The following is a 23,829-nucleotide window of genomic DNA, read 5'->3' on the forward strand; positions in this document are numbered from 1 at the left end:
AGGGCCTGTGGACAACTCGCTCCTGACGATGCGCTTCGTGCCACAGTGCTGACATGGCCGCGCGACACGATCCGATTCCCGCCGAGCTCGGTTCGAGCTTCAGCATCGACCAAGCGCTCAAGAGCGGCGTCGGGCGGGGCAGACTGCGCCACCGTGACCTTCAACGGCCGTTCCACGGGGTTCGCGCGGTGCCCGAGGTGAGGCAGGAGCACTCGGACGAGTTCGCGCGGGTGCGCGCGGACTCGGTTCGGCTTGCGCGGGCGTACGCGCACCGCATGCGCGCAGGTGAGTTCTTCTGCCACGAGACGGCGGCGCGCATCTACGGTGCTCCTCTCCCCTTTGCCGACGAGGATGAGGTGCACGTCGGCGTGTTTCGCCCGCTCAACGCTTCGGTGTCGCGCGGCGTGCGCGGGCACTCGTTTGACGAGCGTCTGACCAGTGTGGTGACGTACGACGGGCTGCGCGTGGCCTCTCCGGCATCCGTCTGGGCGATGATGGGGGAGCGGCTGAGCGAGCCGGATCTCGTCGTTCTCGGTGACTTCTTCTGCCGAGTGTGGCGCGAGGAGGGCTACTACCGGATCAACCCGGGTGCGCCGCCGCTGACGACGCCAGAGAGGCTCCAGAAGGCGATGACCGCGGGGCGTCGCCGAGGAATCGCGAAGCTTCGGGCGGCTCTGCCGCTGGTTCGGCTCGATTCATGGTCGCCGCGCGAGTCGCTCACGCGTTATCACCTGCACATGGCTGGACTTCCCGAGCCTGTGCTCAATACGGACTACTACGACGACTTCGGCGGCCATCTCGGCTGCCTCGACATCTCGTACCCGCAGTACAAGGTGGGAATCGAATACCAAGGCGTCATTCACGCCGCTTCCTACGCGCGCGATGTCGAGCGCATCGAGCGACTTCGCGCGAACGGATGGATCATCATCCAAGTCACCGCGCGATTGCTTGCCGACCCCGACGAACTCGTTCGTCGCGCGCGTGCGGCACTCGTGCGGCGGGGCTGGGCGGGAGAGGCCTGACCGACCCGGGCGGCGCCGATTCGTTCGTGGCAAAGGACCCACTCGCGGTGCCAAACGCGCACTTTGCCAGGAACCAACGAGCGTTCGCGGGCGGAATTCACCGAAACGGATGCCGCTGGCCGGCGCGCGGGCGTCCCGGCGCGGTCTGCCGCCCCTTGTTACGATGAGGTGTGACCGAAAACAATCTGCTTGGAGTTCCAGAGACGCATCTCCCCGCAGAGCCTGAGGTTGACGCGGCTCTCGAGAATGCGGCATCCGTCGACGACATCGCGAAGGTCGTGAGGGCTCATCCAGCGTCGCCGCTTGCCTGGGCGGTGTACGCTGAGCGGATTCTGCACCCTGCGCACCCGCTTGAGGGCTACGCCGCCGCACGCGTCGCCTACCACCGCGGCCTCGACGCGCTGCGCAAGGCCGGCTGGCGCGGCCAGGGCCCCATCCCGTGGTCGCACGAGCCCAACCGGGGCGTGCTTCGCGCCCTCTACGCGCTGCGCAAGGCGGCCGACCTGATCGGCGAGACGGACGAAGTCGCCCGCCTCGACCAGTTTCTTCGCGACGCCGACGACACGGCGGCCGCGCGCATCGAACTCCTCGGCACCGAGCGGGAGCCCGCCCCGTCGACCGAGGCATTCGTGATTCGCGGCGAAGACTGACCGCGAAGTCGCCAACCCCAGGAGAGAGGCATCCGCTATGCCAGGAATCGTGATCGTCGGCGCCCAGTGGGGCGATGAGGGCAAGGGCAAGGCCACAGACCTGCTCGGCTCCCGCATCGACTACGTCGTCAAGTTCAACGGCGGAAACAACGCCGGACACACGGTCGTCGTCGGAAACGAGAAGTACGCGCTGCACCTCCTCCCCTCCGGCATCCTCACCGAAGGCGTCACGCCGGTCATCGGCAACGGAGTCGTCATCGACCTCGAGGTGCTCTTCCACGAGCTCGAGGCGCTCTCGGCGCGCGGCGTGGACGTGTCGAAGCTGCGCATCAGCGCGAACGCGCACATCATCACGCAGTACCACCGCACGCTCGACAAGGTCACGGAGCGGTTCCTGGGCAAGCGACAGATCGGCACGACGGGACGCGGCATCGGCCCGGCCTACGCCGACAAGATCAACCGTGTCGGCATCCGCGTGCAGGACCTGTTCGACGAGAACATCCTCCGGCAGAAGATCGAGGGCGCGCTCGAGACCAAGAACCACATGCTGGTGAAGATCTACAACCGGCGGGCGATCGCCGCCGAGGAGATTCTCGAAGAGCTCCTGTCGTACGTCGACCGGCTGCGTCCCATGGTCACCGACACGGCGCTTGAACTGCACGAGGCCCTCGAGGACGGCAAGATCGTGCTGTTCGAGGGCGGGCAGGCGACGATGCTCGACGTCGACCACGGCACCTACCCGTTCGTGACGTCCTCGAACGCGACGTCCGGAGGAGCGGCGACGGGAAGCGGTGTGGCGCCCAACCGGATCGACCGCGTCATCGCCATCGTCAAGGCATACACCACCCGCGTCGGAGCCGGACCGTTCCCGACCGAGCTGTTCGACGAGAGCGGCGACTACTTGCGCAAGAAGGGCTTCGAGTTCGGAACCACGACCGGCCGGCCCCGCCGTGTCGGCTGGTACGACGCCCCCATCGCGCGCTATGCGGCACGCATCAACGGCGTCACGGACTTCGTGCTCACGAAGCTCGACATTCTCGACGACCTCGAGACGATACCCGTGTGCGTCGCGTACGAGGTCGACGGGAAGCGCTATGACGAGATCCCCGTGAACCAGACCGACTTCCACCACGCGAAGCCGATCTACGAGGAGTTCCCGGGCTGGCAGCAGGACATCAGCGGATGCCGCAGCTTCGAGGAGCTGCCGAAGAACGCGCAGGACTACGTGCTCGCGCTCGAGAAGATGTCGGGCTCGCGCATCTCCGCGATCGGCGTCGGCCCCGGCCGGGACGCGATCGTCGTGCGCCACGACCTGATCGACTGAGTCGAGCGGAGGCGCCGGACGCCTCCTCTGGCACGCGCCGGCAGCGTCACGCAACCCCGGACGGCATCCCTCGATATCGTCCGCGTTGTGCGTAAGACTGGATGCATGCCGCAGAACATCGAGGACTACGCACTCATCAGCGACTGCCACACGGCAGCTCTCATCGGCACGAACGGCAGCATCGACTGGCTCTGCCTGCCGCGATACGACTCTGAATCGGTGTTCGGCGCTCTGCTCGGCGACAAGGATCACGGCCGGTGGAAGCTCGCCCCCGACGACCCCGGCGCGGTGTGCACGCGCCGCTACGACGGCGACACCTTCATCCTCGTGACGCGCTGGAAGACGCACAACGGCGAAGTCGAAGTCACCGAGTTCATGCCGCACGGCGACGGTCGGGCGGACCTCGTGCGCCGTGTTCGCGGTCTGCAGGGGTCGGTCACGATGGAGGTCGACCTCCGCTTCCGCTTCGGGTACGCCACGGCGATGCCGTGGGTGCGTCAGCTGCGCGACGGCGACGCCCCAGGAATCATCGCAGTCGCAGGACCTGACGCCGTCGCCCTGCGCGGCCTCGAGATCAAGGCGTCGAACCACAGCCACCGCGGTGAGTTCACCGTGAGCGAGGGCGACATCGTCGACATCACGATGACGTGGTTTCCGTCGCACCGCTCGATACCGCCGATGCCCGACGTGGACAAGGGCTTCAAGAAGACGCACGACTGGTGGACGAACTGGGCGTCGAAGGTGCAGCACGAAGGCCCGTACTACGACGAAGTCATCCGCTCGCTTCTCGTCTTGCGTGCGCTCACCCACGAGGAGACCGGCGGCATCGTGGCCGCTGCCACGACCTCGCTGCCCGAGCAGTTCGGCGGCGAGCGCAACTGGGACTACCGCTTCGTCTGGCTGCGTGACGCTGCTCTCACGCTCGAGTCGCTGCTCCTGCACAGCTACACGAGCGAGGCCGCGAACTGGCGGGCGTGGCTTCTGCGCGCCATCGCCGGTGACCCGGCCGACGTGCAGATCATGTACGGTCTCGCGGGGGAGCGGAACCTGGCCGAACGCGACATCGAGTCGCTGCCCGGCTACCGCGGGGCGAGCCCCGTGCGCGTCGGCAACGCGGCCGTCGACCAGTTCCAGGCCGACGTCATCGGCGAGGTCATGGTCGCACTCGACAAGGCGCGCAAGGCCGGTCTCGACGAGACCGACTTCTCATGGCCCCTGCAGCGCGCGCTCGTCGGGTTCGTCTGCGACACCTGGGATCGCCCCGACCAGGGGATCTGGGAGATCCGAGGTCCCGCCCGCTACTTCACGCAGGGCCGGGTCATGGTGTGGGCCGCGCTCGATCGCGCGATCAGCGCCGTGCGCGACGACGGACTCGACGGCCCCGTCGAGGACTGGGAGAAGTTGCGCGACAAGATCCGCGAAGAGATTGAGGAGAAGGGCTTCGACAAGAAGCTCGGCTCCTATACGCAGTACTACGGGTCGGGAACGACGGATGCCTCCCTCCTGGTGCTTCCGCAAGTCGGGTACTGCGACTACGACGACCCGAGAATGCTCTCGACGGTCGCGGCGATCGAGAAGGAGCTCCTCGTCGACGGGCTGCTGCTGCGCTATCGGACCGAGGAGAACGTCGACGGCCTTCCACCAGGGGAGAACCCGTTCCTCGCGTGCTCGTTCTGGCTCGTCGAGCAGTACGCGCACAGCAACCGGCTCGACGAGGCGCGAAAGCTCATGGACCGCCTCGTAAGCTACTGCTCCGAGACGGGACTGCTCTCGGAGGAGGTCGACCCGCGAACCGGCCACCACGTCGGGAACACGCCGCAGGCGTTCTCGCACCTGACACTCTTGCGCGCCGCGGATGCGATCACCCGCGCAGAGAAGAAGCTCAAGGGCGAGGAACCGCAACAGGGCGAAGACACGGGCGGGCGCAAGGACCACGGGAAGAACGTCAATCCCCTCGAGGAGAAGTCTCAGGACTACGGCGACTCCGGCGGCCCGCAGACCGACTCCGACCTGGGCGACCGGCCGAGCGGCCAAAAGCACGACGACACGGGCCAGACGGAGGCGCCGAGCGAGCAGGGCGAGACGCCGAAATCGGACAAGCCGACCCCGAGCGGTCAGGGCGGCGCGAAGAAGGAGCAGGCAGAGACCTCGAGCGAGCGCCGTCGGTGACCACTCAGCGGACAGCCGCGCGGTGAGCGGTCGCACCAGGTGGCCGCGGATCTTCGTGCCGGCGGCATCCGTTCTCATCGTCCTCGTCGTGTACGCGTGCCTCGTCGTGACCGGCGTGCTCTGGCCGAACCGTCTCTTCGCATCTGGCTACACGGTGCGCGGAGTCGACGTGTCCTCCTACCAGGGCGAGATCGACTGGCGCGTGCTCGCGTCGGAGGACCTCGACTTCGCCTACATCAAGGCCACCGAGGGCTCGAGCTACGTCGACTCGCGATTCGAGGAGAACTGGGCAGGAGCCGCGGCGAGCGGGCTGAAGATCGGCGCGTACCACTTCCTGAGCTTCGAGAGCGCGGGCATCGATCAGCTCAAGCACCTGGTCGACACCGTGCCGGTCGACGGTGACCTGCCCATCGCCGTCGACCTCGAGTTCTACGGACGATTCTTCGACGAGCACCCGACGACGTCCGCGGTTCGCGCGATCCTCGACCCGCTGCTCACGGGCATCAAGGAGCACTACGGCTACGACGCCGTCATCTACGCGACGCCCGAGGCCTATGACGAGTACGTGCGGGGCGCATACGACGAGAACCCGATCTGGATCCGCTCCGTCATCGGCCCCGCGAACCTGCCGGACGAGCGCGACTGGACGTTCTGGCAGTACTCGAATCGTGACCGTCTGCGCGGCTACCGGGGCGACGAGCCCTTCGTCGACATGAACGTCTTTGCCGGGACGGCCGCCGAGCTCAGCGGGCTCACACGACGCTGAAGCCCGCCGGCAGCTGCTCCCGGCCCGTGAGCGCCATGAGGACGCGTTCCCCCTCGCCCTTGCGCGCGGCGATCCCTGCGGCGAGCGAGGCAGCATCCTCGATGAGCTCCGGCGGGAAGTCGACGCTCTGGCCCGTGGCACGCGCGATGTCGAAGCCGTGCACGACGAGCTCGAAGACGCGCGTCTTGAGGTACTCGTCGAGCGGGATGCCCATGCCGCCGAGAGAGACCAGCCGATCGCCCGGCTGCTGCTCGAGCAGCGCCATCGCACGCGCGACGAGGCGTTCGATCGCCGCGACGGGCTCCTCACCGAGCGCGACGCCGGCGTCGATGCCGCGCTTCGCGATCGCCTCCGGGTTCGTGTATGCGAGGTAGATCTGCCCGTAGTAGTCGCCGGCGGTCGGCATGTCCACTTGCGTGGCCGGATCGAGGTCGAGGTAGTCGATGACGGTGATGATCGCGCGAGCCGTGTGACCGACGAGGGAGCGGACATCCCACACGCCGAGCGCCGGCTTCGTCCATTGGTCGTCGGGGATGCCGCTGACAAGGTCGGTGAACGCCCGGCACGCGCGGGCGTATGTATCGATGCGAGCCATGGTTCATCGTGGCACGAACCGGTGGCAGACTGAAGCCATGGCAGCAGAGCTCGCGGACTTCTGGGTCGGAACCTACACGGCGGACGGCGATGGGACGGCTACTGGCATCCTGTCTGCCCGACGCGAGGACGCCGGCACCCTGCGCCCCTCGTTCGCGCACTCCGCGAACTCCGCGTCGTGGGTGACGGTGCACCCGAGCCTCGGCCTCGTCTATGCGACTGAAGAGTTCACCGGACGGCTGCTCGTGCTTCGCCCCGACGGGACGCGACTCGACGAGCTCGGCACGCTCACGCTCGACGCCGGCGCCTGCCACCTCTCGGTCGCACCCGACGGCAGCGCTGTCATCGCCGCGTGCTACGGCTCGGGCGAAGTGTTCTGGGTGCCGTTGCGCGCCGATGGCCGATTCGCGGGCGGAGCGACGCGGGCGCCCATGCCGACCGACCCATACGGCTACTCGGGCGCCGACGACACCGGCATCGCGACCTTCGCGACGCCGAGCGGCGAGAAGCGGGAGCCGCATGCCCACCAGTCGCGGTGGCTGCCGAACGGGCTCGTTCTCACGACCGACCTCGGCTTCGACCTCGTGCGCGTCTGGCGGCCGACCGCCGCGGGACTCGCACACGTGCAGGACGTCTCCCTGCCCTACGGCGTGGGTCCGCGCCACACGGTCTGGCACGAGAGCGGCCACGTGTATCTCATCACCGAGTACTCGAGCGAAGTGTTCACGCTGCGCTTCGACGAGACGGGGGCGCTGCGCGTCATCGCCGCGATCCGCGCGACCGCCGATTCGCTGGAAGACGGCGACACGGGCGCCGAGATCGCGATCGGCGCTCGCCGAGACCGCGTGTACGTCGGCATCCGCGGCTCCAACCGCATCTCCACGCTCGACGTGCGCGGCGACGGCAGCGAACTGCGCGCGATCTCCGACGTCGACTGCGGTGGGAACTGGCCGCGCCACCACCTTCCCGACGGCGAGTTCCTGCACGTGTGCAACCAGCGATCCGGCACCATCTCGACGCTGCGGCTCGACGAGCGCACCGGCACACCCGCAGGCGTCGTCGGCACGGTCGAGACCGGAACGCCCACGTGCCTCGCGCCCGCACGCCGGGCTGTGAGTTCCTCATGACGGCGATCCTCCCCGAGCCGCGCCCGCTCATCGGCAGCCTCGTGCGCCTCGACCCGCTCGAGGCGGCCGACGCGGCCGAGCTCTTCGACGCGATCGTGCGGCCCGACGTGTACGAGTTCGGCTACGGCGGCGGGGTCGCGGCGATGCCCGCCGACGCGGCGGCGTTCGAGAGCAGCCTGCCGCAGCGATTCCCATTCGCGACCGGCATCCCCTTCACCGTCCGCATCGCCGCCGGTCCGCTCGAAGACCACGTCCTCGGCACCACGTCGCTCGGCGACCTCGACACCGTCAACCGCGGAGCGCACATCGGCTGGACGGCCTACCACCCCGCCGCGTGGGGAACGGGCGTCAACGCCGAGTGCAAGCTCCTGCTGCTCGACCTCGCATTCGGCTCGGGATTCGAGCGAGTGAAGATCCAGACGGATGCCGTCAACGCGCGCTCGCGCGCGGCCATCGCGAAACTCGGCGCGTCGTTCGAAGGCGTGCTGCGCCATCACCGACTCCGCGCCGACGGCACGTGGCGCGACACGGCGGTGTACTCGATCCTCGCGGAGGAGTGGCCCGCGCTGCGGGAACCGCTCCGCGCCCGCGTCGACGCGATCCCCGCGCCGCTCATCATCCGGTAGTGCGCTCGACGAGCGCGCTCGTCACTCCCTCGGGATGACCGGGATCTCGAGGGAGCACGGTTGGCCTGCCCGCCAGCTGAGGGTGGCCGTGCCGGAGGTGCTGGGTCGGTAGTGGGTGGGGAAGTGTCCGAAGAAGGGGTTGCGCGGTTGCGGGTATCGGCCGGCGATCAGGAGGCGGAGGCTCGAGCCGGACTCGAAGAGCGTCGCTGAGGAGCTGAGCGGTATGCGCACTTCGACCTCCACGCCGTCGCGCATCGGCTCAAGGGTTTGGAACGTGTGCTCGGGCTGGTGCGGTGTGCTGAGCTCGGCGTCGAGTTCGCGCAGCGCGAGGCGAAGGCGCCCCTGCGCGACGCTGTCGCGGCCATAGCCATACGAACCTTCGAACGGAACGCGCCTGCCGTGCGACCATTTCTCGACGGCGACGAAGAGCCGCGGATCCTTGGCGCCGGTCGTCGCGACGTTCAGTCGAAGCGTCATAGGGCCGCTGAGCTCCGCGTCCTCGCGGAACCGGTACTCGAACGCGGCGGCCTCGCGTCGCAGGTCGAAAGTGACATTGCCGGCCGGAGGCTCGGTCTCGATGAGCGCGCCTCCGGCGGCGAGGTGAAGCTGCCGCCACGCGGTGCGCGCGAGCGGCCACTCCTGTTCGTCGCGGACTTCGACGACGTGATCGAGGCGATCGCGGATCTCCAGCCGCAGCCGGGGCAGACGAGCGGACTCCGCGTCGCGCACATGACGGTCGAAGAACGCCAGCTGGTGCGCTCGTGCTTCCGCGCCGTAGAACGTTGCCCACTTGGCTCCCCGATGCGTGAAGGCGTACCGGTCCGCCGAGGCGACGCGCTGGAACGCACGCATCGATCCGACGCTGTGCAGGTTGTTATCCGAGAAGCTCGTGCACACGAGCATCGGGACAGTGATCTTCGACAAGTCCGGTGTGAACGCCTCCCACCACTCGTCCCGCAGCGGATGCAGGCGACGTTCCGCCGCGAGGTTCGTCTTCAGCCGAGCCACCCGGCGGCTGAGGAACAGCCAGACGCGCGCGAATCCGTCCTCGACGACGCCCCCGGGCGTAAAGAAGTCGCGGTAGCCGTCGGTGAATCCCTCCCACGGGCAGATCGCCTTGAGCGCTGGCGGGCTGAGCGCGGCGACTTTGTACTGCGAGATCGCGAGGTATGACACGCCGAGCATGCCGATCCGGCCGTTCGACCACGGCTGCTGCGCCGCCCACGCGATGACCTGGCTGATGTCGTCCGCTTCCTGGTCGGAGAACAGCTCCCCGCGGCCCTCGGAATGACCGCCGCCGCGTGTGTCCAGATTGATGACCGCGTAGCCACGCTGGGCCCACCACACAGGATCGGGCGCCTCCCAGCTGGTCTGATCCGAGATCCGCAGCGCCTCCGGCTGGTTCATGATGCGGAACTGCGGGTTGAGCGACCATCGGCCGCGCTTGAGCCTCGGCACCGCGTCCTTGCCGTAGGGGTGCGCCGAGAGAAGCGCAGGGAGCGGGCCGTCGACGCCCGCGGGGCGAAAGAGGTTCAGTCGAAGGGTGACGCCGTCGCGCATCGTCACGGCCACGTCTTCCTGCTTCGTGACGTCGGCCGGCATCGGATACACCGTGACGGGCGGACGGAGAGCCGCCGCCACGCGCCGGCGAGCATAAGCGGTCCGCCCGGGGCGCTTCCACGGTCTGTCCACTGTCGTGTTCATCAGGGCTCGACTCCGTTCCCGATGAAAGAGATCCTCGTTGTCATCACCGGTCGTGTCAATCGGAGTGCCGCCGCGCTCGCCGCGGGCCCGCTCCGCTCATCATCCGGTAGCGCGACTCCGCAGAAGGATGAGACGAGCGGATGACGCTCGTCACCCGCTCGCCCGATGTGCCGGCGCTCCCGCCCGACGATGCTGGAGGCATGAACGTCCAGAACCCCTTACCGTCACCGCAGCAGGCCGTGCTCGCCGCCACCGGCCTCGTCAAGACCTACGGCACCGCCCACGCCCTCGACGGCGTCAGCCTCGCCGTCCAGCCGGGTGAGTCTCTCGCCATCATGGGCGCCTCAGGCTCCGGAAAGACGACGCTCCTGCACGTGCTCGCCGGCATCACGGCGCCCGACGGCGGCACCGTGTCCTTCCAGACCATCGCCGGCCCGGTGCGCGTCACCGACCTGAACGAGTCCGGCCGCTCCCGCCTGCGACGCGAGTCGTTCGGCTTCGTCTTCCAGCAAGGCCTTCTCATCCCCGAGCTCACGGCCGTCGAGAACGTCGCGCTTCCGCTCATGCTCGCGGGCTACCCGCGCCGTGAGGCGGAGGGCCGCGCCGTGCACTGGCTGCACGCGCTCGGCCTCGCCGGCCTCGAAGCCCGCCGCATCGGCGAGCTCTCCGGTGGCCAGGCGCAACGCGTCGCCATCGCTCGCGCGCAGGTCACGGGCGCGACGGTCATCTTCGCCGACGAGCCCACGGGGGCTCTCGACTCCGCCACGAGCGAGGACGTCATGGGCGCACTTCTCGACTCGACGGTCGGCCAAGGGCACACGCTCATCGTCGTGACGCACGACGAATCGGTCGCCGCCCGCTGCTCGCGCACCGTGCGAATGCGCGACGGCAAGCTCGAGACGACGGATGCCGCCGCGCCGCGCGCCGCAGGCGCCGAGTTCCTTGGCGCGGGCTGGCAGCAGGAAGCGACCGGAGCATGAGCGCCACGACGCTTCCCGCGTTCCGCGGCCGGCCCACTCCCGTGCTCCGACTGACGTGGCTGCTCGCCCGGCCGAGCGCGCAGAGCACCGCGACGATCGCGCTGCCGGCCATCGCCTTCGCCGTCACGACGGCCCTTCTTCTCACGGTCGTCGGCGGCACGCTCATGTTCTGGCGCTGGACGAGCGCCGAGGCCGGTCTCTACCAGATGCTCAGCGTCATCGCGCTCGCGCTCCTCGTCGTTCCGCTCGCCGCGCTCGGCGGCGCCGCAGCCCGGCTCTCCGCCCGTCGCCGTGACGACCGGCTCGCGACGCTGCGGCTGCTCGGCGCGACGCCGGGCGCCGTCATGCGCATGACCGTTCTCGAGTCGACGGCCGTCGCCGTGGTCGGCGCGCTCGCGGGGGTCGTTCTGTACCTCGTGACGATGCCGCTCCTCGGCCTCATCCCGTTCGGCGGGCAGCCGATCGGGCCCGCCGGCGTGTGGGTCGGGGCGCCCGTGCTCGCCGCTGTCGTCGCGGGCGTCGCGCTCATCGCCGCGGCAAGCTCCGCGATCGGCCTTCGCCAGGTGACGATCTCGCCGCTCGGCGTCCGCACCCGGCAGCAGCCGCAGCGCGTGCACTGGCTGCGGGTCGTCATCGGCGTCGCCGTCATCATCGCCGCGTTCACCGCGCTCAACGTTCTCGACGCGTTCGGCGGCTGGGGCGCCGCGATCGTCGTTCTCGGCACGGCGTTCGGCGCGGGCGTCGGCATCCTCAACCTCATAGGCCCGTGGGCCGTCCGCCTGCTCGGCCGCGTGCAGCTGCGCCGTGCGACGACCGCGCCGAAGCTGCTCGCCGCGCGCGGCATCCTCGAGAACCCGATGGCGGCGTGGCGTCAGGTCGCGGGCGTCGCGATGACGAGCTTCGTCGCCGTCGTCGGCGGCACGGGCATCTCGTTCGCCGCGGCCGGCTCGGTGGGCGCCTCTCCGGCCGACGCTGCGCTCATCGCCGATGTGCGCACCGGCATCCTCATCACGCTTGTCGCGTCGTTCCTCATGGTCGCGTGCTCGGCGGGCGTCAACCAGGCCTCGGAGATCCTCGACCGCCGCGACCTGTGGGTGAGCCTTGACCGGCTCGGCATGCCGCGCTCCATGATGGAGGCGGCTCGTCGTCGCCAGACCATGGTGCCGCTCACGTTCGTGACCCTCGCCTCCGCGGTCGTCGGCGGCATCCTCGTCTTCCCGCTCGTCGGACTCGCGATGATCTTCGCGCCCGTCTCGGTGCTCGTCATCGTCCTGTGCTTCGCCGCCGGCTTCGCGCTTGTCGCGGCCGCGCTCTTCGCCACGCGCGCCGTGCTCGGCCGCGTGCTCGCGCAGCCCGAACGCGCATGACCGTTATTCTGGGTGCATGCCCGATACCGACGCGACCGCCGAACTCCTCCGTCTGCGCAAGAGCATCGACAACATCGACGCGGCGCTCATCCACCTTCTGGCGGAGCGCTTCAAGTGCACGCAAGAGGTCGGCGCGCTGAAGGCCGAGCACGGGCTGCCCGCCTCGGACCCGTCGCGCGAGGCGCGGCAGATCGCCCGCTTGCGCGAACTCGCCACCGACTCCGAGCTCGACCCCGAGTTCGCCGAGAAGTGGTTCACGTTCGTCGTGGCCGAGGTCATCCACCACCACACGCGCATCGCCCGGGGTGAGTGAGATGTGGGCGCCGCCGCCGCAGCACGGGCACACGATCGTGGTCACGGGCGCGAACGCGGGGCTCGGCTTCTGGACGACCCTGCGACTCGCGCAGGCGGGAGCCCGGGTGGTCATGGCCTGCCGGAACGAGCAGAGAGCGGATGCCGCCGCGCGGGCGATCCGCGCTCGCGTGCCCGCCGCGGCCCTCGAGTTCGTGAGTCTCGACACGTCCGACCTCGGCTCCGTCGCCGCGGCGGCCGCGCAGCTCAACAGCCTCGAGCGCATCGACGTCCTCATCGAGAACGCGGGCATCGTGCACGTTCCGCTGCGGCGGCAGGAGAGCGTCGATGGCCTCGAGCTCGTCGCCGCGACGAACTTCTTCGGGCACTTCGCCCTCACGGCCGGCGTCCTCCCAACGCTTGAGCGCACACCTGGCTCGCGTATCGTCACCCTCGGCAGCGCGTCCACGCGCATGATCCGGCCGCACCTCGACGACCTGCAGTCGCGGCGCTACCGCCCGTTCCACGCCTACGCCCAGTCGAAGATCATGCTGCAGTCCTTCGGCTTCGAGCTCGATCGCCGGCTGCGCTCCGCCGGCAGCGGGGTGCGCTCGCTCTCCGCGCATCCCGGGTATGCGATCTCGGGCCGCACCCCACGGGTGCCCGGTGTGAACGAGCCGCGCCGGTTCAAGCGCTTCCGCGACGCGCTGCAGGCGCCGGTCGCTCAGGGGAAGGACCGCGGGGCACTCCCCATCGTGCGGGCCGCGACCGACCCAGCTGCGTTCGAGAACGACGGTCCGGTCTACTACGGCCCCCGGTGGATGCTCAAGGGCGACGCCGAGCGCGAGACCCCGGCCGCCGTCACGACGCGGCGCGATGTCGCCGAGCTGATCTGGGCCGAGGCCGAGCGCGCCACGGGAGTCTCGCTCCTACCGTGACGCGCTCGCCGCTTACGCGGGGGAGGCCGCGAGCCGCCGTGCCGACACGGTGCGTCGCAGTGCGATGCTGAGCGTCGTGACCGCGAGAGAACCGAGCAGCCACACGGCGAGACCCACGATCGCCGCAGCGAGTCCGCTCGTGTCGAGAATCGCAGACTCGAGCGCGAGCTTCGCGGGCCTCACGGGCAGCAGCGCGAACACGGAATCGAGCACACCGGGAACGGTCGAGACGATTCCCGTCGCGAGCGCGACCAGCGCGACGAGCATCGACACGAACCGTCCGGTCCCGCCGAGCACAGCCACGAGGGTCTGGTTCACCGCCGCGAACGCGGCGCCGATGAGCATCGCGATAGCCGCGACGCCGAGCCACTGTCCGGCGCTGTAGCCTTGCGCGATGCCGAGCACGATCGACACGAGCGCGCCCTGCACGACGCCGAGAACGAGACCGGGCGCCGCCGCACGCACCGCGAGCGAGAGCGGGGAGCGCGTGGAGCCGAGCGTGCGCGTCGGCACGGCGCGGAGCATGAAGAACGTCGCGAGGGCGCCGAGCCACAGTGCGATCACCGCGAACAGCGGAAGACCGCCGGTTCCGATGTCGAGCGCCGCGTCGCCCTCGTCGCTCGTGCTGACCGGCTGGGCGACGACGTCGGCGAGGGACTCGCGATCCGACTTCGAGTAGTTCGGGATCTGGTCGACAGCGGTGGAGAGCCCGTCGGCGAGCTGCTGCGCGCCGTCGTTCACTCCGTCCGTGCCGTCGGCGAGCTGGCCGAGCGCGTCGCTGAGCGAGGTCACGCCGTCGGTGTAGGTGCCAACGCCGGTCGCGTATTGCTGCGCACCGGTCGAGAGCTGGCTCGCGCCCGAGGAGAGCTGGCCCGCCCCGCCGGCGAGCTGTGACGCCCCGCCGGACAGCTGCGACACGCCGTCGGCGACACCCGCAGCGCCGTCTGCGAGATCGCTCGCCCCCGACTGTGAGGCTCCGGCGCCCGCGGCGAGCTGCGAGATGCCGCTCGAGAGCGCGGGCATGCCGTCGGCAAGCTTCTGCGTCCCGTCGGCGACGGAGGCCGCGGCACCGGCGACTGCCGTGATGTCGGCAACCCCGTCGCCGTCCTTGTCGCCCGTCGCCATCGCCGTCACTGCGCCGGCGAGTTGCTGGCACATCGTCTGGTCGCCCGCTGTGCACGCTTGCGCGAGGGGTGCGAGGGTTCCGCTGATCGTCGAGGTGACGCCCGTGACCCCGGTCGACACGCCCTTCGCGCCGTCGGCGAGTTGCTGCGTCTGGGCCGGCAGGCCCGCGGTCTTGTCCTTCAGGCCGTTCAGTCCGTCGACGAGGCTCTGCAGTCCCGCGGCGAGCTTCGAGGCCCCACCCGAGAGCTGGCCTGCGCCGTCGGCGGCCTTGGTCGCGCCGTCGGAGAGATCGCGTGCGCCGCCCGCGACGCCGCTCGCGCCGTCGGCGATGCCGGACGCGCCGTCGGCGAGGTCCTGTGCGCCGGAGCCGAGCTGGGCGCCGGAGCCCGCGAGCTGGTTCGCGCCGTCTGCGGCTTGCGCGGTTCCGTCGGCGAGCTGCGCGGTTCCGTCGGCGAGCTTCGCCGCGCCGTCCGCCGCGTCGCCGAGCTGGTCGTGCAGCGTGTTGAAGCCGAGGTATACGTTGTCGAGGTAGGTCGTCGTGAGCGACTTGCCCATGACGTCCGCGGCGGTCGTCGTTACGGCCTGGCTGATGGCGCCGTCGATGAGTCGGCCCGCGTCGCTCGTCGTCACGTCGATGAGCGCCTGCTCGGCGTCCTTCGGGTCGCCGGAGAACGACGTGGCCGCCTTCGAGAAGTTCTCGGGAATCGTCACGACCGCGGCGTAGGTGCCGTCGTCGAGGCCGGACGCCGCGTCAGCGGCATCCGTCACGACCCACGTGTAGTTCGTGACCGCGCTCGTGTCGTCCGCCGTGTCGGAGTCGTCACTCGTGCTGTCGCCGCCGGAGACGAGTCCCGCGCCGAGCTGCCGGCCGAGCGGGACGGTCTGCCCGTTGACGGTGACGGGCTCGTCGTTGTTGACGATGGCGGCCTTGACGGAGTCGAGGCGGTCGGTGGGGTTCCACAGCGCCCAGACCAGGAGCCCGGCCACGACGAGCGGGACGAGGAGCAGGCCGACGAGGGTGAGCGGGCTCACGCGTCGGCGCGAGTCGATGCGTTCGATGAACGGGATTCTCATGCGGAGACCTCCGAGAGGAGCAGGGTCTTTGTGTCGCCGGCGAACGTCTCGTCGTCCAGCGGGGTGAGATCGCGGGCGGCGACGAGGTTCGTGCAGCCGATCAGGATGGCGGGGCGCCCGCTCGAGGTGGCGACCTCATCGAGGAGCGTGCCGAGCCCGGCGCGGTCGGCGGGGTTCGCGACGTGGTCGACACCGTCGATCGCGAGCAGCTGCGGGCGCTCCGCGAGCGCGGCGCGCACGTCGTCGACGGGGTTCACGGATGCCGCGAGCGAGACGTAGCCCGTGCGGCGGCGCACGGCGGGGCCGCGCGAGGGCAGCACGAGGCCGAGCACCTTGATCGTGCCGGTCGCTTGCGGGACGCGACCGGTCAGGGCCATGAGAGCGGCCGTGACGGCGCGGGCGCTGTCGGCGACGAGCGCGTGCGTGGTCGCCGGGGCGACGCGCAGCGATGTGGGCCGCAGAATCGTCTCGCTGCCCGCCGTGACGCTCATGTCGTCGGCGGCGACGGCGAAGTCGGCGTCGGGTGCGGGCCACTCGGCGAGCTGGAGCTCGTGCTCGAGAGCCTCGCCCTCGACGTCGAACGAGGGCAGTGCGCGGTCGAGCCAGCGCGGCATCCACCACGCCTTGTCGCCGAGGAGGGCGAGCACGGCCGGCACGAGCGTCATGCGCACGAGGAACGCATCGACGAAGACGCCGACGGCGAGGCCGACGGCGATCGGCTTGATGTTCACATCCTCCATCGGGATGAACGCCGCGAACACGCTGATCATGATGACGGCGGCGGCGGTGACGACCTTGGCGGAGGAGACGAAGCCCGTCTCGACGGCGCGGCGCGCGTTCTTGCCGTGCACGTAGTCCTCGCGGATGCGGGAGACGAGGAAGACTTCGTAGTCCATCGCGAGGCCGAACAGCACCCCCATGAGGATGATCGGCAGGAAGCTGATCACGGGTCCTGTGCGGGCGACGCCGATGGCGTCGGCGAGCACGCCGTCGCCGAACACGAGAGTGACGGCGCCGAACGACGCGCCGACGGAGAGCAGGTAGCCGAGCGTCGCCTTGATCGGTACGGCGATCGAGCGGAACACCATCGTCAGCAGCACGAGGGAGAGACCGACGACGAGGATGCCGAACGGCAGCAGCGCCTGACCGAGCTTCGTCGACACGTCGATGCCGACGGCGGTGAAGCCCGTGACGGAGAGGTCGACGTCGTACTCGTCGAGGAAGTGGTCGTGCAGCGCGCGGATGTCGTGCACGAGCTGCTTCGTCTGGTCGGAGTCGGGGCCGTGCTCGGGCACGACCTGGATGATGCCCGTGTCGGCCGAGCGGTTCGGGGTCGCGAGCGGAACTGCTGCGACGCCGTCGAGCTGCGTGATCTCGTCGGCGATGTCGTCCATGAGCCCGAGGGGGTCGGTGCTCGTGATGATGGAGCCGGTGACGATGAGCATGCCGTTGTAGCCCTCGCCGAAGTGCTCGGATACGAGGTCATAGGTCTGCCGTGCCGAGTTGTCTTCGGGCAGACCGCCCGCGTCGGGCAGGGCGAGCCGCAGGCCGAGGGCGGGCACCGAGGCCACGCCGAGCACGGCGATGACGGCCGTGATCGTGACGATCGGGTGCTTGGTGACAGCGCGAACCCAGCCGAGGAAGAAGCGGTTCTGCGCGGGAGCGGCATCCGTCGTGCCCTTTGCCGCCTTCGCGCGCTTGGCCTTGGGGCGCAGCCGTTCGCCGCTGAACGCCAGCAGCGCGGGAAGCAGCGTGAGGGAGACGAGAACGGCGATGCCGACGCCGAGTGCGGCGGCGACGCCCATCACGGTGAGGAAGGGGATGCCCGCGACACTGAGCCCGAGCAGAGCGATGACGACGGTGAGGCCGGCGAAGACGACGGCGGAGCCCGCCGTCGCGACCGAGCGGGCGATGGACTCGGGCACGCTCAGCCCGTCGCGCAGCTGGTCGCGGTGCCTCGAGATGATGAACAGCGCATAGTCGATGCCGACCGCGAGGCCGAGCATGAGAGCGAGCATGGGCGTCGTCGAGGTGATCGAGGTCACGGCCGTCGCGGCGAAGATGAGCGCCATCGAGATGCCGACGCCGAACAGGGCGGTGAGCAGGGGCAGGCCGGCCGCGAGCAGCGAGCCGAACGTGAGGATGAGCACGGCAAGCGCCACGACGACGCCGACGCCCTCGAGAATTCCGATTGTCGGCATGTTCTGGCTGAACAGCTCCCCGCCGACCGAGACCGTCGAACCGTCGGGCAGGTTCTCGTGGAGATCGGATGCCGCGTCGCGCAGCTCCTGCTTTGTGGTGTCGCTGATCTCGAACGTGCTGCCGTCGAGCTGCACGGTGATGAGCGCGGCGGACTCGTTGTCGCTGATCGAGCCGCTGACGTCGGAGGAGTACGGGGAGACGACCTCGTCGACCTGGTCGATCTTCTTGAGGTCGTCGACGGCGTCGTCGATGGGCTGCTCGAGAGCGGCATCCGTCACCGTCTCGCCGTCGGGGGCGACGACGATGATCTGGGCGCTCGTGCCGCTGACCTCAGGGAAGGTCGTCTCGAGACTCGAGAGCGCGTTCTGCGATTCGGTGCCGGGAATCGAGATGCTGTTGTCCATGCCCTGGCCGAAGAGCAGGGCGGCCGCGCCGATGAGGGCGAGCAGGAGCACCCAGATGCCGACGACGAGGCCGCGCGCGCGATGCGCGAAGCGGCCGAGAGAGTACAGGAACGAAGACACGTTTCTCCAAGGGATTTCTCGATACAGTCATGTATCCGATACACAAATGTATTCGATACACTGGTGTATCGCCAAGCCCTTTCAGTAAGGTGTCAGAATGTCGCACACGTCGCCCGTTGAGGCCGCGAGCTCTCGCCGTCAGAAGACGCGCGAGCGCCTGCTCGACGCCGCGTACGAGGTATTCGCCGAGATCGGCGTCGACGCGGCTCCCGTCGAGCTCATCACGGAGCGAGCCGGATTCACACGGGGAGCGTTCTACTCCAACTTCGAGAGCAAGAACGAGCTGTTCGTCGCGCTCGCCGAGCGGGAGAACGCCCAGCGGCTCGCTCAACTGCAGGTCGGCCTCGACACGGTGACGCCGACGACGGGCGGGAACCTCTCGTCGATGTCGACGGCGACCCGGCTCGAGGCCGTGAGCGAACTCGTCGCCCAGTTCCTCAAGCTGCAGGGCGATGACCGGACGTGGTGCCTGATCGAAGCGGAGTTCCGCATCCAGGCGCTGCGCAACCCCGAGTTCGGCAGCTATCTCATGCAGCACCGCTCGGCCATGGAGGAGCAGCTGGCCGCCGTGGTCTCCGCGGCGCTCGCGAACTTCGGCCAGCGCTTCATCGTCGACCCCATCGTGGCGGTGCGACTGCTCATCTCGGCGTATCAGAGCACGACCGAGCGATCCGTGCTGCTCGGCTCGACGACGCCGACCGCGTCAGATCCCGATCTGCACAAGGTGATCGCGAGCATCGTCACCCTGTTCACGGAGCCGATCCCCGACTAGGCGCCTGATCAGCTGCGCTGCGCCGGCTTCTTGACGAACAGCGTCTCGGCCTGCTCGAGCTCCATGCCCTTCGTCTCGGGCACCTTCACCATGACGAACCAGAACGACAGTGCCGCGAACAGCGCGTACATGCCGTAGGTGAGCGGAAGCGACCACTCCGACATGGTCGGGAAGGTCACGGTGATGGCGAAGTTCGCGAGCCACTGCGCGGCAGCCGCCACGCCGAGAGCCTTCCCGCGGATCTTGGGCGGGAAGATCTCACCGAGAAGCACCCACACGAGCGGACCCCACGACGCGGCGAAGCCGATGACGAAGAGGTTGGCGGCCACGAGTGCGATGGGGCCCCACGCGCCGGGCAGGCTCACGTCGTCGCCCGATTTCGCGGCGAAGCTGAACGCCAGGGCCATCGTCGCGAGCGAAACGGTCATGAGCACGGAACCGCTCAAGAGGATGGGGCGGCGACCGACGCGGTCGACGAGGAAGATCGCGACGAACGTGAGCACGACGTTCGTGACCGAGGTGATCACGCTCACGAGAAGCGAGGACTCCTCGGTGAAGCCCACGGCCTTCCACAGGCTCGTCGAGTAGTAGAAGATCACGTTGATGCCGACGAACTGCTGGAATATCGACAGGATGATGCCGATCCAGACGACCGGCTGCAGGCCGAAGCGCGGGCCGCGCAGCGACGTTCGCGCGTTCTTCTCGTCCTCCGCGATCGCCTTGCTGATGTCGTTGATGTTGCGGTCGACCTCCGCCTCGATGACGAGAGTGCTGAAGATCGCGCGCGCCTCGTCCTCGCGCTTCTTCGCGAGCAGGAAGCGCGGCGATTCCGGCAGCGTGAACGACAGGATCACGTACACGACGGAGGGGATGACGCCGACGAGGAACATCCACCGCCACGCCTCGAGGCCCCACCACAGTTGCGAGCTCGCGCCGCCCGCCGTCGTGGCGAGAAGCGCGTCGCTCAGCAGGGCCGCGAAGATGCCGAGCGTGATGGCGAGCTGCTGGAACGACGCGAGCGTACCGCGAACCTGGCGCGGCGAGATCTCGGCGATGTAGGCGGGAGTGACGACGGACGCGATGCCGATTCCCAGTCCTCCGAGGATGCGCCACACCAGAAGATCCCATGGCGAGAACGTGAGCCCAGCGCCGATGGAGCTCACAAGGAACAGGATGCCGCCGATGAAGATGACCCGGAGTCGACCGTAGCGATCGGCCATGCCGCCCGCGAGATAGGCGCCGACGGCGCAGCCGAGGAGCGCGACGGCGACGATGAATCCGGTCAGGACCGGGCCGAGATCGAACGTGTGGTCGATCGAGTCGACGGCGCCGTTGATGACTGAGGAGTCGAAGCCGAAGAGGAATCCGCCGACAGCGGCGGCGATCGAGAGTCCGTAGGCCTTCTTCGTGTACGGCGTCTGCGTCGGGGAACTCGGTTCGTGCGACATGCTCGCGATCCTTTCGTCGTCTGCCGGGTGGGCTTCTTCGTCAGGGAGCGGCGATTCTGGGTCGGAATCGTCGAAACACTGCCCTCAGGCTAGACCCCGCAGGCGCGCCTGTGCGAGGACTTGCGGACGAGACGCTCGTGCAGCTATGCGTGCCGCGACGGGTTCACCGGCGTGCCGCCTGCCACTGCGAGCCCGCTGTCGTACCGTGAGGGGCATGACTCGAGTCGTCTACTACACGGCGTCGTCGCTCAACGGATTCATCGCCGACGATCGCAATTCGCTCGACTGGCTTTTCGCCGCGGAGACCGGCGATGCGCCGAGCCATGAGGAGTTCATGCGCGACATCGGCGTGATCGTCGAGGGTGCGACGACGTACGAGTGGGTGCTCGCCGAGTCGAAGCTCATCGAGCACCCCGAGAAGTGGCGCGAGTTCTTCGGCGACCTGCCCACTTACGTCTTCAGCCACCGCGACCTGCCGATCCCCGAGGGCGCGGACGTGCGCATCGTGAGCGGCGACGCGATCGAGCACCTTGACGAGATCGTGCGTGCCGCCTCTGGCAGCGACGTGTGGATCGTCGGCGGCGGCGACCTCGCCGGCCAGTTCTACGACATCAACGCGCTCGACGAGATGCAGGTGTCGATCGCGCCCGCGACGCTGAGCGGCGGCGCCCCGCTGTTCCCACGCCTGACGGAGCCGAACGAGCTCGACCTGGTCGGCGTGGAGCAGCACGGCGGGTTCGCCCACCTCACCTACCGGGTGCGCCAGCCTCTCGGCTGACGCCCGGTCGGCGGCTACGCGAAGTGCTTGCGCAGCGTGTCACGGTGCGTGGCGCGCAGCTCCTCGACGGACACCGTGAAGATGTCCTGCACCTCGAGCGCCGGGCCCGCGCTGGCCTTGCTGTCGGTGACGCCGATGCGCAGCACCGGATAGTCGCGGCCCTCGCACAGCCCGCGGAACTTCACGTCGTCTTCGCGCGGCACGGACACGATGACACGGCCGGTCGACTCGGAGAACAGAGCGGATGCGGCATCCACACCGTCGCGTTCCATGATCTCGCCGAGCCACACGCGGGCGCCGACGCCGAAGCGCAGCACCGACTCCGCGAGCGCTTGCGCGAGGCCGCCGTCGGAGAGGTCGTGGGCGGAGCCGAGCAGCGACTGCTGCGACGCCGCGTGCAGGAGCGAGGCGAGCTGCTTCTCCCGCTGCAGGTCGACCTGCGGAGGGTGCCCGCCGAGGTGCCCATGGATCGTTCCGGCCCACGCGGACCCGGAAAGCTCGGTGCGCGTCGTGCCGAGAAGGTAGATGTTGTCGCCCTCGTCCTGCCAGCCGGACGGGACGCGGTGGGCGACATCGTCGATGACGCCCAGCACGCCGACGACGGGGGTGGGGAAGATCGGGGTGTCGCCGGTCTGGTTGTAGAACGACACGTTGCCGCCCGTGACGGGGATGCCCAGTTCGAGGCACGCATCCGAGAGGCCCTCGACGGCTTCGGAGAACTGCCACATGACCTCGGGGTTCTCGGGGGAGCCGAAGTTGAGGCAGTCCGTCACCGCGGCGGGCACGGCGCCGGTGACGGCGACGTTGCGGTAGGCCTCCGCGATCGCGAGCTGCGCCCCGGCTCGCGGGTCGAGCTGGGCGTAGCGGCCGTTCGCGTCGGTGGCGATCGCGAAGCCGAGGCCCGACTCCTCGTCGACGCGGACCATGCCGCCGTCGTCGGGGAACGAGAGCGCTGTGTTGCCGAGCACGTAGTAGTCGTACTGGTCGGTGATCCAGCTCTTGTCGGCGAGGTTCGCCGAGCCGAGGAGCCGCAGGAACTGCTCGCGGAGAACAGCGGGGTCCTCGCTGCGCTCGAGGGCGCTCGCCGAGTCGGCCTGGAGGGCGTCGATCCACGTCGGATATGCGACGGGCCGGTCGTAGACGGGACCATCGATGGCGACGGTGCGCGGGTCGACGTTGACGATCTCCTCGCCGTGCCAGTTGATGACGAGGCGTCCGGTGTCGGTGACCTCGCCGAGGACGCTCGTCTCGACGTCCCACTTGGCCGTGACGGCGAGGAACGCGTCGAGCTTCTCGGGCGCGACGACGGCCATCATGCGCTCCTGTGACTCGGACATGAGGATCTCTTCGGCCGTGAGCGAGGGGTCGCGCAGCAGGACGCCGTCGAGTTCGATGAACATGCCGCCGTCGCCGTTGGAGGCGAGCTCGCTCGTGGCGCACGAGATGCCGGCGGCGCCGAGGTCCTGAATGCCCTCGACGAGCTTCTCGCGGTACAGCTCGAGGCAGCACTCGATGAGCACCTTCTCAGCGAAGGGGTCGCCCACCTGCACGGCGGGACGCTTCGTCGGGCCGCCGTCGGCGAACGTGTCGGAGGCGAGGATCGACGCTCCGCCGATGCCGTCCCCGCCCGTGCGGGCGCCGAAGAGGACGACCTTGTTGCCGACGCCTGAGGCGTTCGCGAGGTGCAGGTCCTCGTGGCGGAGCACGCCGACCGAGAGCGCGTTGACGAGCGGGTTGCCCTGGTACACGGGGTCGAAGTAGGTCTCGCCGCCGATGTTCGGCAGGCCGAGGCAGTTGCCGTAGAACGAGATGCCGCTGGTCACACCGTGCACGACGCGCGCCGAGTCGGGGTCGTCGATGGCGCCGAAGCGCAGCTGGTCCATGACCGCAACAGGACGCGCGCCCATCGAGATGATGTCGCGGACGATGCCGCCGACGCCCGTTGCTGCGCCCTGGAACGGCTCGATATAGCTGGGGTGGTTGTGGCTCTCGACCTTGAACGTGACGGCCCAGCCCTCACCCACGTCGACGACGCCGGCGTTTTCGCCCATGCCGACCATGAGGTTCTTCGTCATTTCGGGCGTGACCTTCTGCCCGAACTGGCGCAAGTACTTCTTCGAGCTCTTGTAGGAGCAGTGCTCGCTCCACATCACCGAGTACATCGCGAGCTCGCCCGAGGTCGGGCGGCGGCCGAGGATCTCGCGGATCTTCTCGTACTCGTTCTGCTTGAGCCCGAGAGCGCCGTACGGCTGCTCTTTCTCAGGGGTCGCTAACGCGTTCGAGACGGTGTCGGCGCCGGTTTCTACAGGGGTGCTCACGGAATACTCGCTCCTGGTGACGAAGGGGGC

19 protein-coding genes are annotated in these 23,829 nt (G+C 69.1%); 13 read left to right on the forward strand and 6 right to left on the reverse strand.

Features of this window, described 5'->3' with window-relative positions; all coding sequences use genetic code 11:
• The first annotated feature begins 53 nt into the window (after window positions 1–53).
• The 5 genes from BLV49_RS08960 to BLV49_RS08980 all read left to right on the forward strand — a co-directional run bounded on the left by BLV49_RS08960 (window position 54) and on the right by BLV49_RS08980 (window position 5,931).
• Window positions 54–1,022 (forward strand): hypothetical protein, encoded by a 969-nt coding sequence (locus BLV49_RS08960; RefSeq protein WP_091182886.1) that lies wholly within the window; start codon window positions 54–56, stop codon window positions 1,020–1,022.
• 170 nt (window positions 1,023–1,192) lie between these two features.
• Window positions 1,193–1,672, forward strand: a complete 480-nt coding sequence (locus BLV49_RS08965; RefSeq protein ID WP_091182889.1) for a DUF3151 domain-containing protein — start codon at window positions 1,193–1,195, stop codon at window positions 1,670–1,672.
• A 37-nt stretch (window positions 1,673–1,709) separates the two neighbouring features.
• Window positions 1,710–2,996, forward strand: coding sequence for an adenylosuccinate synthase (locus BLV49_RS08970; RefSeq protein WP_091182892.1), 1,287 nt, complete (start codon window positions 1,710–1,712; stop codon window positions 2,994–2,996).
• Between the two features lie 105 nt (window positions 2,997–3,101).
• Window positions 3,102–5,165 (forward strand): glycoside hydrolase family 15 protein, encoded by a 2,064-nt coding sequence (locus tag BLV49_RS08975; protein WP_091182897.1) that lies wholly within the window; start codon window positions 3,102–3,104, stop codon window positions 5,163–5,165.
• A gap of 22 nt (window positions 5,166–5,187) precedes the next feature.
• Window positions 5,188–5,931 (forward strand): GH25 family lysozyme, encoded by a 744-nt coding sequence (locus tag BLV49_RS08980; protein WP_176980666.1) that lies wholly within the window; start codon window positions 5,188–5,190, stop codon window positions 5,929–5,931.
• Here the strand turns inward: BLV49_RS08980 and BLV49_RS08985 are convergent.
• Entirely contained in the window at window positions 5,918–6,526 is a 609-nt protein-coding gene (locus BLV49_RS08985; RefSeq protein WP_091187075.1) for a maleylpyruvate isomerase family mycothiol-dependent enzyme, read from the reverse strand. The genes BLV49_RS08980 and BLV49_RS08985 overlap by 14 nt on opposite strands.
• A 37-nt stretch (window positions 6,527–6,563) precedes the next feature.
• Here BLV49_RS08985 and BLV49_RS08990 point away from each other — a divergent pair, with 37 nt between their 5' ends.
• Both BLV49_RS08990 and BLV49_RS08995 read left to right on the forward strand, forming a co-directional pair.
• The gene (locus BLV49_RS08990; RefSeq protein ID WP_176980787.1) at window positions 6,564–7,652 is read left to right on the forward strand and encodes a lactonase family protein; all 1,089 of its coding nucleotides are present in this window, start codon (window positions 6,564–6,566) and stop codon (window positions 7,650–7,652) included.
• Window positions 7,649–8,278, forward strand: a complete 630-nt coding sequence (locus tag BLV49_RS08995; protein WP_091182905.1) for a GNAT family N-acetyltransferase — start codon at window positions 7,649–7,651, stop codon at window positions 8,276–8,278. Before BLV49_RS08990 ends, BLV49_RS08995 begins: the two co-directional genes overlap by 4 nt.
• Before the next feature lie 21 nt (window positions 8,279–8,299).
• On the opposite strand, the gene BLV49_RS09000 is transcribed toward BLV49_RS08995, so the two are convergent.
• Window positions 8,300–9,919, reverse strand: a complete 1,620-nt coding sequence (locus tag BLV49_RS09000) for a CocE/NonD family hydrolase (protein WP_218132616.1) — start codon at window positions 9,917–9,919, stop codon at window positions 8,300–8,302.
• Window positions 9,920–10,182: 263 nt separating this feature from the next.
• Between BLV49_RS09000 and BLV49_RS09005 the strand changes: the two genes are divergently transcribed.
• Genes BLV49_RS09005 through BLV49_RS09020 form a run of 4 tightly spaced genes read left to right on the forward strand, consistent with a single transcriptional unit; the run spans window position 10,183 to window position 13,558 of the window.
• Entirely contained in the window at window positions 10,183–10,962 is a 780-nt protein-coding gene (locus BLV49_RS09005; protein WP_091187083.1) for an ABC transporter ATP-binding protein, read from the forward strand.
• The gene (locus tag BLV49_RS09010) at window positions 10,959–12,329 is read left to right on the forward strand and encodes an FtsX-like permease family protein (protein ID WP_091182909.1); all 1,371 of its coding nucleotides are present in this window, start codon (window positions 10,959–10,961) and stop codon (window positions 12,327–12,329) included. The genes BLV49_RS09005 and BLV49_RS09010 overlap by 4 nt, the downstream gene beginning before the upstream one ends.
• 16 nt (window positions 12,330–12,345) lie before the next feature.
• A complete protein-coding gene (locus BLV49_RS09015; protein WP_091182911.1) occupies window positions 12,346–12,642 on the forward strand; it encodes a chorismate mutase in 297 nt (98 codons plus the stop codon).
• A 1-nt stretch (window position 12,643) separates the two neighbouring features.
• On the forward strand, window positions 12,644–13,558 hold the full coding sequence (locus tag BLV49_RS09020) for an SDR family NAD(P)-dependent oxidoreductase (RefSeq protein ID WP_091182913.1): 915 nt from the start codon (window positions 12,644–12,646) through the stop codon (window positions 13,556–13,558).
• 12 nt (window positions 13,559–13,570) lie between these two features.
• On the opposite strand, the gene BLV49_RS09025 is transcribed toward BLV49_RS09020, so the two are convergent.
• On the reverse strand, window positions 13,571–15,757 hold the full coding sequence (locus tag BLV49_RS09025; RefSeq protein ID WP_091182915.1) for a YhgE/Pip domain-containing protein: 2,187 nt from the start codon (window positions 15,755–15,757) through the stop codon (window positions 13,571–13,573).
• Entirely contained in the window at window positions 15,754–18,483 is a 2,730-nt protein-coding gene (locus tag BLV49_RS09030; protein ID WP_091182917.1) for an MMPL family transporter, read from the reverse strand. Before BLV49_RS09030 ends, BLV49_RS09025 begins: the two co-directional genes overlap by 4 nt.
• A gap of 97 nt (window positions 18,484–18,580) precedes the next feature.
• Here BLV49_RS09030 and BLV49_RS09035 point away from each other — a divergent pair, with 97 nt between their 5' ends.
• Window positions 18,581–19,255 carry a TetR/AcrR family transcriptional regulator gene (locus BLV49_RS09035; RefSeq protein WP_091182919.1) on the forward strand — a complete coding sequence of 225 codons (675 nt, stop codon included), beginning with the start codon at window positions 18,581–18,583 and terminating at the stop codon, window positions 19,253–19,255.
• An 8-nt stretch (window positions 19,256–19,263) separates the two neighbouring features.
• Here BLV49_RS09035 and BLV49_RS09040 read toward each other — a convergent pair whose 3' ends face one another.
• Window positions 19,264–20,703 (reverse strand): sugar porter family MFS transporter, encoded by a 1,440-nt coding sequence (locus BLV49_RS09040; protein ID WP_091182920.1) that lies wholly within the window; start codon window positions 20,701–20,703, stop codon window positions 19,264–19,266.
• A gap of 214 nt (window positions 20,704–20,917) precedes the next feature.
• On the opposite strand from BLV49_RS09040, the gene BLV49_RS09045 reads away from it, so the two are divergent.
• Window positions 20,918–21,481, forward strand: coding sequence for a dihydrofolate reductase family protein (locus BLV49_RS09045; protein WP_091182923.1), 564 nt, complete (start codon window positions 20,918–20,920; stop codon window positions 21,479–21,481).
• Window positions 21,482–21,495: 14 nt separating this feature from the next.
• On the opposite strand, the gene purL is transcribed toward BLV49_RS09045, so the two are convergent.
• Window positions 21,496–23,799, reverse strand: coding sequence for a phosphoribosylformylglycinamidine synthase subunit PurL (gene purL / locus BLV49_RS09050; RefSeq protein ID WP_091182924.1), 2,304 nt, complete (start codon window positions 23,797–23,799; stop codon window positions 21,496–21,498).
• Window positions 23,800–23,829: the final 30 nt, after the last annotated feature.

This window comes from Paramicrobacterium humi (assembly GCF_900105715.1).
GTDB classification, from domain to species: Bacteria; Actinomycetota; Actinomycetes; order Actinomycetales; family Microbacteriaceae; genus Paramicrobacterium; species Paramicrobacterium humi.